At 65.9% G+C, this 13,340-nt stretch carries 10 protein-coding genes; 7 read left to right on the forward strand and 3 right to left on the reverse strand.

All coding sequences use genetic code 11. From position 1 onward, the window contains the following. Nucleotides 1–56: 56 nt before the first annotated feature. Nucleotides 57–1,655: a multicopper oxidase family protein gene (locus WS75_RS19095; RefSeq protein WP_059682124.1), complete on the reverse strand. Its 1,599-nt coding sequence runs from the start codon at nucleotides 1,653–1,655 to the stop codon at nucleotides 57–59. Between the two features lie 676 nt (nucleotides 1,656–2,331). Here WS75_RS19095 and WS75_RS19100 point away from each other — a divergent pair. Beyond that, on the forward strand, nucleotides 2,332–2,556 hold the full coding sequence (locus WS75_RS19100) for a hypothetical protein (protein WP_006490888.1): 225 nt from the start codon (nucleotides 2,332–2,334) through the stop codon (nucleotides 2,554–2,556). Nucleotides 2,557–2,673: 117 nt separating this feature from the next. Here WS75_RS19100 and WS75_RS19105 read toward each other — a convergent pair whose 3' ends face one another. Together WS75_RS19105 and icd are read right to left on the reverse strand one after the other, a co-directional pair. After that, entirely contained in the window at nucleotides 2,674–4,902 is a 2,229-nt protein-coding gene (locus WS75_RS19105; RefSeq protein ID WP_059682110.1) for an NADP-dependent isocitrate dehydrogenase, read from the reverse strand. Between the two features lie 280 nt (nucleotides 4,903–5,182). Then, nucleotides 5,183–6,439 (reverse strand): NADP-dependent isocitrate dehydrogenase, encoded by a 1,257-nt coding sequence (gene icd / locus WS75_RS19110; protein ID WP_044845581.1) that lies wholly within the window; start codon nucleotides 6,437–6,439, stop codon nucleotides 5,183–5,185. Between the two features lie 274 nt (nucleotides 6,440–6,713). Here icd and WS75_RS19120 point away from each other — a divergent pair, with 274 nt between their 5' ends. The 6 genes from WS75_RS19120 to WS75_RS33685 all read left to right on the forward strand — a co-directional run. Further along, entirely contained in the window at nucleotides 6,714–7,292 is a 579-nt protein-coding gene (locus WS75_RS19120; protein WP_059682112.1) for a pseudouridine synthase, read from the forward strand. Between the two features lie 281 nt (nucleotides 7,293–7,573). Then, nucleotides 7,574–7,789, forward strand: coding sequence for a hypothetical protein (locus WS75_RS32455; protein WP_011352970.1), 216 nt, complete (start codon nucleotides 7,574–7,576; stop codon nucleotides 7,787–7,789). Between the two features lie 155 nt (nucleotides 7,790–7,944). Next, a complete protein-coding gene (locus tag WS75_RS19125) occupies nucleotides 7,945–8,445 on the forward strand; it encodes a DUF192 domain-containing protein (protein WP_059465624.1) in 501 nt (166 codons plus the stop codon). A 227-nt stretch (nucleotides 8,446–8,672) separates the two neighbouring features. Continuing rightward, a complete protein-coding gene (gene fusA, locus WS75_RS19130) occupies nucleotides 8,673–10,784 on the forward strand; it encodes an elongation factor G (RefSeq protein WP_059682114.1) in 2,112 nt (703 codons plus the stop codon). A 183-nt stretch (nucleotides 10,785–10,967) separates the two neighbouring features. Next, nucleotides 10,968–11,978, forward strand: coding sequence for a HoxN/HupN/NixA family nickel/cobalt transporter (locus WS75_RS19135; RefSeq protein WP_059682115.1), 1,011 nt, complete (start codon nucleotides 10,968–10,970; stop codon nucleotides 11,976–11,978). A gap of 1,080 nt (nucleotides 11,979–13,058) precedes the next feature. Then, the coding region (locus WS75_RS33685; RefSeq protein WP_179948930.1) for a hypothetical protein at nucleotides 13,059–13,340 on the forward strand (282 nt) is incomplete at its 3' end.

Raw genomic sequence — 13,340 nt, forward strand, 5'->3', positions numbered from 1 at the left:
CTTGTTTCACGCGCAGATCGAATGCCGTCATCCGCGTGAAACATATTCAATACTCGTTACACGACCTTCAGCGTGCCCATCATGCCGAGATCCTCGTGTTCGAGAATATGGCAGTGAAACATGCGCTCGCCGGGCATGTCCTGCATGACGCGTATCGTCACGGTCTCGCCGCTGCGCACGTTCACGGTGTCGCGCCACGCGCGGAACGGTTCGCTCGTGCGCGTGCCGCCCGATGCGCGCTCGATCACCTGGAATTGCGTGCCGTGCAAATGGAACGGGTGATCCATGTCGGTAGCGTTGTGAATCGCCCAGCGTTCGACGTCGCCTCGGCGGCTGGTCAGCGTCGCACGGTGCGGCGCGTAGGTCGCGCCGTTGATCGTGAAGCGCATCCCGGCCGGGCGACCATGCGCCGGGCTGTTCATCATCGCGTCCATGTCCATCTCCTCGCCGAGCGCGACTTCCTTGTGCGCGACCGGTTCGCCGAGGGCGGGCACCGCGCGCAGCGTGGCCGGCAACGCACGGGCGGCGGCCGGTGCGAACGCGACGTCGGCGAGCGGCAGCGCCGGATCGGGCGGCAGGCTGCCGTGGCCGCCGTCGTGCGACATCGCCATCTTGCGGCGGTCGTATTCGGCCGCCTGCAGCACCGCGCGTGACGTGCGATCGCCGGCGCGCACCAGCAATTCGGCGCGCTCGCCCGGCGCGAGCAGCAGCGACGTCACGCGGCGCGGCGCATCGAACAGCCCGCCGTCGGTGCCGACCTGCTCGAACGCGCGGCCGTCGTCGAACGCAATGCGCAGGTAGCGCGCGCTGCACGCGTTCCACACGCGCCAGCGCTCGTCGCCCGCGACGTCGATCCGCGGCCGGCGCGCACCGTTGACCAGCACGAACTGGCCTTCGCGGCCGTTCATCCAGTCCATCATGTCGTTCGGCGGAATCGTGCCGTCGCGCGCGAGCTTCAGGTCGGACACGAACAGGTTGCGCTCGGGCCAGCCGGCGAGCGGATCGTCGGCGGCACGCACGACGAACGGGCCGGCCAGCCCGCGAAACACCTGCTCGGCGGTCATCATGTGCGGATGCGGGTGATACCAGTATGTGCCGGCGCTCCCCTTCGGCAGCGTGAAGCGATACACGCGCGACGCACCCGGCGCGACGGGATCGGACGGGTTGCCGTCCTGGTCGGGCGGCACCGGCAGGCCGTGCCAGTGGATCGTCGACGGCTGCGGCAGCTTGTTCACGAAGCGGATTTCGACCATGTCGCCCTCGCGCACGTCGATCAGCGGGCCGACCACCGGCCCCTGCGTGCCCGCGCCGAACTGCCAGAACGTCGTCGGACGCGCACCGTGCAGCATCGGACGCGCGACGGGCTGGGCGACCAGCGTCGCGCGGAACGTGCCCGGCTCGCGGCTTTCGTTCGCAAGCGTGCGCAGCGACGCGAGCGGCGCGCCGGCCGGCAGCGCATCGGCCGCCGCGAGCGCAGCCGGCGCCGGTTTCGCGTGCTGCGCGTGGTCTGCCATCCCTGACATGCCGGGCATGTCGTCCATCTGATCCATGCCTGCCATGCCCGTATGACCGGCATGCTGCGCCCAGGCGGTGCGGGCAAACAGCGATGCCGCCGCGACGCCGATGGCGTGCGACAGGAAGGTTCTCCGTATCATCAATCGTTCCTCGTTATTCATGCTGCGTCGCGCCGGCGGGCACGGAGAAGCGCCCGTGCGCAACGCGAATCCTGATGCCCGCGTCATCATAACCGCAGCCCCCGGCTGAGACGCGGCAACAGCCGACGAGCGTCGATACGACGCAGGGCGGCCGGGCGGACGAACGGACCGGCTTGCGATCATCGAGTGTTTTCGATCGTCGCCGGGTGCTGCCGCACCTCACCGCATTCATCGCAATTCGAGCCGACCGCCGGCCTTCGCCGCCCGCTTTCGCCACGCCCGGTCGAGACAATTCGCCCCTGCCGCACATCCCGCGATCGGCATGCGCGCGCCACCCACGCATGAGCCCGCCAATTTTTCACGATGCGGAACAAGTCCCTGCGTTATAAAAATTCGTGGTGCATGGCACAAATTGGCTGTTTCGCGATGCCAAAAATCGTTCCGCAATACAAAACGAGCGCAATAAGTCACTGTTTTTGCTAGATATTTTTTGTTTCGAGAAAGCGCTCTACGCGCACCATCGGGCGCTGCCCCGGACGTAGACTTTGTTCCATGCACTGACGCTTCGCCACGACGGTCGATAGGGACCCCGGCGCAAGCAGCCAGTCGGGCCACAGCCGGACGAGCCGGCAGGCGGCACAACAGAATCGCTTGTGATCAGAAAGGGAGAACGGAAATGAAGGGATTTCGCTTTGGTTCAGCGCTCGGGTCGTTCTATATCCTGCCGGGTAACGGCGGCTGGGAAGCGACGTTCGGCAACGCCCTGCTCGGCGCGTTCTCGTGCCCGGAAGTGGCGGCCGACCACATCTCCCGCGGCGACTGCGAGCAACTGTCCGAACTGGATACGGCCACGCTCGAAGTGCCGCACGAAATCGCCGAGTGGGAAATCGTTCACGTCTGAATGGCACGCCGGCAACGAAAAACGCCCCGGGTGACCGGGGCGTTTTCATGTTCGGCGGAACGGCGAGCCGCATCGGCCGCTGCCGTTGCCGCGGCGCGCGCGGGAGCGCGCCCTGCGTCAGGCGACTGCGTCGACGATGCCGTTCAGCGTTGCGCTCGGGCGCATCGCCCGGCTCGTCAGCTCGACGTTCGGACGGTAGTAGCCGCCGATCGCCTGCGCGGTGCCCTGCGCGGCCGACAGTTCTTCCAGGATGCGCGCTTCGCTGTCGGACAGCGACTTCGCGACGCCTTCGAACTGCGCCTTCAGCGCGGCATCCTCGGTCTGCTCGGCCAGCGCCTGCGCCCAGTAAAGGCACAGATAGAAGTGGCTGCCACGATTGTCGAGGCCGCCGACCTTGCGCGCCGGCGATTTGTTCTCGTCCAGGAACTTGCCGGTTGCCTGGTCGAGCGTCTTCGCGAGCACGAGCGCCTTCGGGTTCTGGTACGCGTTGCCGAGGTGTTCGAGCGACGCGGCCAGCGCGAGGAATTCGCCGAGCGAATCCCAGCGCAGGAAGCCTTCCTCGACGAACTGCTGCACGTGCTTCGGTGCCGAGCCACCCGCGCCCGTTTCGAACATCCCGCCGCCGGCCATCAGCGGCACGATGGACAGCATCTTCGCGCTGGTGCCGAGTTCCATGATCGGGAACAGGTCGGTCAGGTAGTCGCGCAGCACGTTACCCGTGACCGAGATCGTGTCCTTGCCCGCGCGGATGCGCTCGAGCGAGAAGCGCGTCGCGTCTTCCGGCGTCATGATGCGGATGTCGAGGCCGTTCGTGTCGTGATCCTTCAGATAGCGTTCGACCTTCGCGATGATCTGCGCGTCGTGCGCACGTGCCGGATCGAGCCAGAACACGGCCGGCGCGCCGGTCGCGCGGGCGCGGTTCACCGCGAGCTTGACCCAGTCCTGCACCGGAGCGTCCTTCGTCTGGCACATGCGCCAGATGTCGCCCGACTCGACCGCGTGCTCGAGCAGCACGTTGCCGGCTTCGTCCGTGACGCGCACGACGCCGTCTGCCGGGATCTGGAACGTCTTGTCATGCGAACCGTATTCCTCGGCCGCCTGCGCCATCAGGCCGACGTTCGGCACGCTGCCCATCGTGACCGGGTCGAATGCGCCGTGCTGCTTGCAGTCCTCGATCACGGCCTGATAGACACCCGCGTAGCAGCGGTCCGGAATCACGGCCTTCGCGTCGCGCAGTTCGCCGTCCGGGCCCCACATGCAGCCCGACTCGCGGATCATCGCCGGCATCGATGCGTCGACGATTACGTCGCTCGGCACGTGCAGGTTCGTGATGCCCTTGTCCGAGTTGACCATCGCGAGGCGCGGACGCACTGCGTATTCGGCCTTGACGTCGGCTTCGATCGCTTCGCGTGTGTCGGCCGGCAGGTCCTTCAGGCGCGCGTACAGGTCGCCGATGCCGTTGTTCGGGTTGAAGCCGACCTGCGCCAGCGCCTCCGCGTGCTTCGCGAGCGCGTCGCGGTAGAACACCGACACGAAGTGACCGAACAGGATCGGGTCCGAGACCTTCATCATGGTCGCCTTCAGGTGCACCGAAAACAGCACGTCCTGCGCCTTCGCGTCGGCGATTTGCGCTTCGATGAAGCTGCGCAGCGCCTTGCGGCTCATCACCGATGCATCGATGATTTCACCGGCCTTCACGGCCGTCTTTTCCTTCAGCACCTTCTTCACGCCGTCGGCCGTCGTGAGTTCGATCTTCACGCTGCCGGCCTCGGCGATCAGCGCCGACTTCTCGCTGCCGTAGAAGTCGCCTTCGCTCATGTGCGCGACGTGCGCCTTCGACGTGGCCTTCCATGCGCCCATCTTGTGCGGGTGCTTGCGTGCGTAGTTCTTGACCGACAGCGGCGCGCGACGGTCGGAGTTGCCTTCGCGCAGCACCGGGTTCACCGCGCTGCCCTTGATCTTGTCGTAGCGGGCCTTGACGGCCTTCTCTTCGTCGGTCGACGGCTCTTCCGGGTACGCCGGCAGCTTGTAGCCCTGCGCCTGCAGTTCGGCGATCGCGGCCTTGAGCTGCGGCACCGATGCGCTGATGTTCGGCAGCTTGATGATGTTCGCTTCCGGCTTCAGCGTGAGCTGGCCCAGTTCGGCCAGATCGTCGGAACCCTTCTGCTCCGGCGGCAGGACGTCGGCGAACGCCGCGATGATGCGGCCGGCGAGCGAGATGTCGCGCGTTTCGACGGCGACGCCCGACGAGCGCGTGAAGGCCTTGACGATCGGCAGCAGCGAATAGGTCGCGAGCGCCGGCGCTTCGTCGGTGAGGGTGTAGATGATCTTGGGCGAAGTGGACATGGTCGATGCGTTGCTACGTGAAAATTTGGGACTGAGGGGCGCCGACGGTAATCGGCGGGGAGCGACCGGGTCGATCGCGAAAGGAGCGTGCCGGCTAGCCGGGCAGTGGTGTTGCAAGGGCCGTCATGTTCTACCTTGCAGGGCATGCGGGCCGCATCGCGGCGCCGCGGCCCGCATGCCGGACCGCCCTGCCAACAAACCTGCCGTTCATGAAACGCCCCGGCGCCGGCAGTAGGCGCCGGGGCTGCCGGCGGTCCGCCGGCCTGCCCCGGAAGGGGACTTACATGTTCTCGATCAGCACTTCGCCGAAGCCGGAGCACGACACCTGCGTCGCGCCTTCCATCAGGCGCGCGAAGTCGTACGTGACGCGCTTCTGCAGGATCGACTTCTCCATCGCGGCGATGATCGTGTCGGCCGCTTCCGTCCAGCCGAGGTGGCGCAGCATCATTTCCGCCGACAGGATCTCGGAACCGGGGTTCACGTAATCCTTGCCCGCGTATTTCGGTGCCGTGCCGTGGGTCGCCTCGAACATCGCGACCGAATCGGACAGGTTCGCGCCCGGCGCGATCCCGATGCCGCCGACCTGAGCGGCCAGCGCGTCGGAGATGTAGTCGCCGTTCAGGTTCAGCGTCGCGATCACGTCGTATTCGGCCGGACGCAGCAGGATCTGCTGCAGGAACGCGTCGGCGATCGAATCCTTGATGACGATCTCGTTGCCCGTCTTCGGGTTCTTCACGCGCATCCACGGGCCGCCGTCGATCAGCTCGCCGCCGAACTCCTTCTGCGCGAGCGCATAGCCGGCGTCACGGAACAAGCCTTCCGTGAACTTCATGATGTTGCCCTTGTGCACCAGCGTGACCGACTTGCGATCGTTGTCGATCGCGTACTGGATCGCCTTGCGCACGAGACGCTCGGTGCCTTCGGTCGACACGGGCTTGACGCCGATCCCCGAGGTTTCCGGGAAGCGGATCTTCTTCACGCCCATCTCTTCCTGCAGGAACTTGATGACCTTCTTCGCCTGCTCGGAGCCCGCGGCCCATTCGATGCCCGCGTAGATGTCTTCCGAGTTCTCGCGGAAGATCACCATGTCGATCTTTTGCGGCTCGCGCACCGGCGACGGCACGCCCTTGAAATACTGGACCGGGCGCAGGCACACGTAGAGGTCGAGTTCCTGGCGCAGCGCGACGTTCAGCGAACGGATGCCGCCGCCGACCGGGGTCGTGAGCGGCCCCTTGATCGACACCACGTATTCCTTCAGCACCTGCAGCGTTTCGTCCGGCAGCCACACGTCCGGACCGTACACCTTCGTCGCCTTCTCGCCCGCGAAGATCTCCATCCAGTGGATCTTGCGCTTGCCCTTGTAGGCATGCGCGACCGCCGCATCGACGACCTTGATCATCACCGGCGTGATATCGAAGCCCGTACCGTCGCCTTCGATATAGGGAATGATCGGCTGATCGGAAACATTGAGCGAGAAGTCCTTGTTGACGGTGATCTTGTCACCGCCCTCCGGAACCTTGATGTGCTGATACGGCATGATCGACTCCAGTGACGTGGCTGAGCAGGTGATGCTGGTCGAAACTGCGCGCGCTGCGAGGTGGCCCTGCCACCCTCGTGACGGCAACAGCGAGCGCTATTCTAGCGCCCCAACCGGGGCCGGCGGCACGAAGCGCGACGCTGCGTATCAAGTCTTCCCTTATGTCTTATATAAGACAGAGGACTTGCCGTTCCGTATTATGCATTAAGATTCCGCCATTTGCCATAGACCGCCCGTCCCGCTTCCGCCGCGGCACGCCGGGCGGGCGCACGCCATGACCCTGATCGCCCTCAACAAGCCGTTCGGCACGATTTGCCAGTTTTCCGCGCACGAGACGCGGCCGTCGCTCGGCGACTGGGTAAAAACACCCGGCGTCTACCCGGCCGGCCGGCTCGACGCCGACAGCGAGGGCCTGCTGCTGCTCACCGACGACGGCGCGCTGCAGGCGCGCATCGCCGAGCCACGCCACAAGCTCGTCAAGCGCTACTGGGCGCAGGTCGACGGTGCGCCGGGTCCGGCCGACCTGAAGGCGCTCGCGCGCGGCGTCGATCTCGGCGACTACGTGACGCGCCCGTGCCGCGCCGAATTCATCGAACCGCCGGACACGCTGTGGCCGCGCAATCCGCCGATCCGCTATCGCGCCGCGATCCCGACCACGTGGATCGAACTGGCGATCACCGAAGGCAAGAATCGGCAGGTGCGGCGGATGACTGCCGCGATCGGCTTCCCGACTTTGCGTCTCGTGCGCGTCGGCATCGGCGCGCTCGACATATTCGCGCTCGGCATTGCACCGGGCGAAACAATTGCACTGCCACCGCGGGCTCCGTGGGACGGTTTCGCACGCGCCGAATGACGCATTCCGGACGCGCGAATTTTTCGTCATCTTTTTCGTCAACCGCCTGCGAAGATCGCGCGTTAAACCACGCAGATGCCAACCTTAGCTATCCGGCATTGGCAGCCGAAGTCGTGTTTGCGTCACGAAAGCGACGTTTTTATCGAATACGATTCGGCGCCCGCAGCGCAATGAGAAATTTCTCGAAGCGTCTGTCAACCGAAAGGTGGATGGCACCGTTAGACGACATGACTCCTATTGCCGGGTCATTTGGTTAATTAACTAAAGCTGAGGAACAAAACATGAACAAACTGATCGCCGCTCTGGTCGCTGGCCTCTTCGCAACGGCTGCTTTCGCACAAGCATCGGCTCCGGAAGCTGCTCCGGCTGCTGCTGAAGCTGCTTCGGCACCGGCTAAGCACGCTGCCAAGAAGCACCACGCAGCTAAGAAGCACCACAAGGCATCGAAGAAGGCTGCAGCAAGCGACGCAGCAGCACCGGCAGCTGCTTCGAACTAAGCAAGCTGTAATAACGCAGTCAAGAACACGCAGTCTTGCCGTTCTTACGGCGTTGAAAGGCAGATCACCGCGAGGCGATCTGCCTTTTTCTTTTTGTGCCCGCCGGCGCGCTTCGCGTACCATGCGGGTCTCGTTTTCCCGATAGGAGCCCTGCTGTGCGATTCTCCCTGCGCTCGTCGCTCGGCCGCCTTGCGCGCGCCGCCGTGTTTCCCGCCGCGCTCGCCGTTCTCGCGCTCGGCATGCAGACCGCCCACGCGCAGATGCCGCCCGGCGCCAAGCAGCCGAGCGAGTTCCCGCGCGCGAAGCTGCGCGCCGGCATGTACGTGATCGACGCGGCCGTCGCCGCGAACGACGCCGACCGCGAACAAGGGCTGATGTACCGGTCGCAGCTCGCCCCGAACGAAGGCATGCTGTTCGTGTTCAACGAGAACGCCGTGCACTGCTTCTGGATGAAGAACACGTTGATCCCGCTGTCGATCGCGTTCATCCGCGCGGACGGCACGATCACCGACATCGACGAGATGAAGGCCGAGACGACCGACAACCACTGCCCGCGCAACAACGGCGTCTATGCGCTCGAAATGAGCAAGGGCTGGTTCGCGGCGAAGGGCATCAAGCCGGGCATGAAGCTCGAAGGCCTGCCCAAGGCCCAGTAACGGCCATTGCCGCGGCGCCGCCGCACGTCGACCGAAGCCGGCCGCCCATCATTTGTTGTTGGGCGCCGGTTTTTTTTCGCCGGCCGACGGCGACGCGCGCCTTGATTCGGTCAATGCTGCCCGCATCTGCAAAAGCCTCGGACAAGCGCTATGCTTTAAATCTCGCTTGTTCCAACCCGGGCCGGTGCAGCCGGTCCGCTTACGATCCGAACCACCAGGAGGTTCACGTGCCCCGCAAAACCCCCATCGAGCGCTATCGCAATATCGGGATCAGCGCTCACATCGATGCCGGCAAGACCACCACGACCGAGCGCATCCTGTTTTACACCGGCGTGAGCCACAAGATCGGTGAAGTGCACGACGGCGCGGCCACGATGGACTGGATGGAGCAGGAGCAGGAACGCGGCATCACGATCACGTCGGCCGCGACCACGGCCTTCTGGAAGGGCATGGCCGGCAACTATCCGGAACACCGGATCAACATCATCGACACCCCCGGGCACGTCGACTTCACGATCGAGGTCGAGCGCTCGATGCGCGTGCTCGACGGTGCGTGCATGGTCTACGACTCGGTCGGCGGCGTGCAGCCGCAATCCGAAACCGTGTGGCGCCAGGCGAACAAGTACAAGGTGCCGCGCATCGCGTTCGTCAACAAGATGGACCGCGTCGGCGCGGACTTCTTCCGCGTGCAGCGCCAGATCGGCGAGCGCCTGAAGGGCGTCGCCGTGCCGATCCAGATTCCGATCGGCGCGGAAGATCATTTCCAGGGTGTCGTCGATCTCGTGAAGATGAAGGCGATCGTGTGGGACGACGAAAGCCAGGGCGTGAAGTTCACGTATGAGGACATTCCGGCGAATCTCGTCGAGCTTGCGCACGAATGGCGCGAGAAGATGGTCGAAGCCGCCGCGGAAGCCAGCGAGGAACTGCTCGAGAAGTACCTGCACGACCATGAATCGCTGACCGAGGACGAGATCAAGGCCGCGCTGCGCCAGCGCACGATCGCGAACGAGATCGTGCCGATGCTGTGCGGCAGCGCGTTCAAGAACAAGGGCGTGCAGGCGATGCTCGACGCGGTGATCGACTACCTGCCGTCGCCGGTCGACGTGCCCGCGATCCTCGGTCACGACTTCCACGATCCGGAGAAGCCGGCGGAACGTCACCCGAGCGACGACGAGCCGTTCTCGTCGCTCGCGTTCAAGATCATGACCGACCCGTTCGTCGGCCAGCTGATCTTCTTCCGTGTGTATTCGGGCGTCGTCGAATCGGGCGACACCGTGCTGAACGCGACGAAGGACAAGAAGGAGCGGCTCGGCCGGATCCTGCAGATGCACGCGAACGAGCGCAAGGAAATCAAGGAAGTGCGCGCGGGCGACATCGCGGCGGCGGTCGGCCTGAAGGAAGCGACGACGGGCGACACGCTGTGCGATCCGGCCAAGCCGATCATCCTGGAGAAGATGGAATTCCCGGAGCCGGTGATCTCGCAGGCCGTCGAGCCGAAGACGAAGGCCGACCAGGAAAAGATGGGCCTCGCGCTGAACCGTCTCGCGCAGGAAGATCCGTCGTTCCGCGTGCAGACCGACGAGGAATCCGGCCAGACGATCATCTCGGGGATGGGCGAGCTGCACCTCGAAATCCTGGTCGACCGGATGAAGCGCGAATTCGGCGTCGAAGCGACGGTCGGCAAGCCGCAGGTCGCGTATCGCGAAACGGTGCGCACGACGGCCTCCGATGTCGAAGGCAAGTTCGTCAAGCAGTCGGGCGGGCGCGGCCAGTACGGGCATGCGGTGATCACGCTGGAGCCGAACCCCGGCAAGGGCTACGAGTTCCTCGACGAGATCAAGGGCGGCGTGATTCCGCGCGAATTCATCCCGGCCGTGGACAAGGGCATCATCGAAACGCTCAAGAGCGGCGTGCTCGCGGGCTACCCGGTCGTCGACGTGAAGGTGCACCTGACGTTCGGCTCGTACCACGACGTCGACTCGAACGAAAACGCGTTCCGGATGGCCGGCTCGATGGCGTTCAAGGAAGCGATGCGCCGCGCGAAGCCGGTGCTGCTCGAGCCGATGATGGCGGTCGAGGTCGAGACGCCGGAGGACTTCATGGGCAACGTGATGGGCGACCTGTCGAGCCGGCGCGGCATCGTGCAGGGGATGGAGGACATCGCGGGCGGCGGCGGCAAGCTGGTGCGCGCCGAAGTGCCGCTCGCCGAGATGTTCGGCTATTCGACGTCGCTGCGCTCGGCGACGCAAGGTCGTGCGACGTACACGATGGAGTTCAAGCATTACGCGGAAACGCCGGCGAACGTGTCGGAAGGCGTGATCAACGCGAAAGTGAAGTAAGCGCGGGGGGCGCGCCCCGCTGCGCGCAGACCTCAGGCCCGTCCGGTTCCGGACGGGCTTTTTTTCGTCCGTCCAACGCAGCACGGCGGTGGCCGACGCCCCGACGCCGTTTTTGATCGGCACGCCAGGACATTTTTGCGCATGCCACAATTGCATCGCGATTCGTCCGATGGAACCACCCCGATGCCGCCCACCCCTGCCCTGCGCCGCCTGTTGATGCTGTATGCCGGCCTGATCGCCGCGAACGTCGCCGTCTGGCTGTGGGCGCTCGCGGTTCTGCACGACCGTCCGCTGCTGCTCGGCACCGCGGCGATCGCGTACGGGCTCGGGCTGCGTCATGCGGTCGACGCCGATCACATCGCCGCGATCGACGTCGCGACGCGCAAGCTGATGCAGGACGGCCAGCGTCCGGTGACGGTCGGCCTGTTCTTCTCGCTCGGCCACTCGACGATCGTGGTCGTCGCCACGCTCGGCATCGCGCTGAGCGCGTTCGCGCTGCGCGACCGCTTCGACGCATTCCGCGAAATCGGAGGCACGATCGGCACGGCGGTATCCGTAACCTTCCTGCTCGTCCTCGCGTGCATGAACCTGGTGATCCTGCGCGACGTGTGGCGGCGCTATCGCGGCGCGCCGGACACGGCTCACGGTGCCGCGCACGCGCATCGCGCGGGCGGCCTCGTGTCGCGGCTGCTGCGCCCGCTGTTCCGGTTCGTGTCGAAAAGCTGGCACATGTATCCGGTCGGCGTGCTGTTCGGCTTGGGTTTCGATACTGCAACAGAAATCGCGTTGCTCGCGATCGCGGCTGCGCAGGCAAGCCACGCGCTACCGCTCCATTCGGTCATGCTGTTTCCCGCGCTGTTCGCGGCCGGCATGACGCTGATCGACTCTACCGATAATGTGCTGATGATTCATGCGTACGGCTGGGCGATGGACGACCCGCGGCGCAAGCTGCTCTATAACGCGAGCATCACGCTGCTCTCGGCGGCCGTCGCACTGGCGGTCGGCGGGATCGAGGCCGCCGGCCTGCTCGCCGACAAGCTGTCGCTGACGGGCCCGGTACGCGAGGCGCTCGACGCACTTGGCACGCGCTTCGGCGCGATCGGTTACGGCATCGTCGCGCTGTTTCTCGTCGCCTGGATCGCGTCGATCCTTTGCCATCGCTGGCCGCGTGCTGCCGACACGACGGCGCGATAGACGTAGTCAGACGTTTCATTTCGGAAACAAAAAGCTCACGACGGCGTATCACGCGCTGTCGCGCGATACGTGCGCGCCTTGCGCCACGGGCGCGGCCGGCCGGTGGCACGAATCTCGCTGATAGGGGTTCGCACGGCGGGCCCGCGTGCCGATTCGTGTTCCCGGCTGGCCTCTGACGCCGGTCCGACACGCATCGGCCGCCGATACGACAATGCATCGTTGCTGGTCCCCTGCGTCACACGTTGATGTTCGCGCGTGACGAGGCATCGCGCGCATCGGGGAGATCAATAATGAGCAGAACGAATCAACTGTCCCATACGGTGGGATGGTGCTATCGCACGACCGTGCTGGCCGCAGCCGCGTTTGCGTGCTGCTGTTCCTACGCGATTGCTCAGGATTCGATGCCCGGCGTCGCGTCCGACCCGACCGCCAGCGCAGACCCCGTCATGATGCTCGCCGACGACACGGCGTCCTGTGCCGCCAGTCCGGCTGCTTGCGCGGTACACGTATATGCCGGCCGAGGCGCCGTGGGCAGCGGCGCCGGAAGCACCTCTGGCGGCAGCAGTCCGGGTAGCAGCGGGAATGGCGGAAGCGGTGGAAGCGGCGCCGTCGGGCCTGCAGGCGTCGGTGGATCGACCGGGGCGACATCCGGTGGTACGAGCGGAACAGGTCGCAGCGGCGGTTCATCAGGCAACGATGGTAAAGGTGGTGGTACCTCGGGTAACGGTACTTCGGGTGGCGGTAGCTCGGGTGGCGGTAGCTCGGGTGGAGGCACCTCGGGCGGCGGCACCTCGGGTGGAGGCACCTCGGGTGGTGGCACCTCGGGCGGCGGCACCTCGGGTGGTGGCACCTCGGGCGGCGGCACCTCGGGCGGCGGTACCTCGGGTGGCGGTACCTCGGGTGGCGGCACTTCGGGTGGCGGCACCTCGGGCGGCGGTACCTCGGGTGGCGGTACCTCGGGTGGCGGTACCTCGGGTGGCGGTACCTCGGGTGGTGGCACCTCGGGTGGCGGCACCTCGGGCGGTGGAACCTCGGGCGGCGGCACCTCGGGCGGCGGCACCCCGGGCGGCGGTACCTCGGGTGGACATGGTGGCCACGGCGGCGGCGATGGCGATGGCGGCGGCAACGGCGGTCACGGTAACGGCGGCCACGGTAACGGCGGCGGCGATGGCGGCGGCAATGGTGGTCACGGGAACGGTGGCGGCGATGGCGGTCACGGCGATGGCGGTCACGGGAACGGCGGCGGCGATGGCGGTCACGGCAACGGTGGCGGCGATGGCGGTCACGGCAATGGCGGTCACGGTAACGGCGGCGGCGATGGCGGTCACGGCAACGGTGGCGGCGATGGCGGTCACGGCGATG

The sequence above is a fragment of the Burkholderia sp. FL-7-2-10-S1-D7 genome, assembly GCF_001524185.1.
GTDB lineage: Bacteria > Pseudomonadota > Gammaproteobacteria > Burkholderiales > Burkholderiaceae > Burkholderia > Burkholderia diffusa.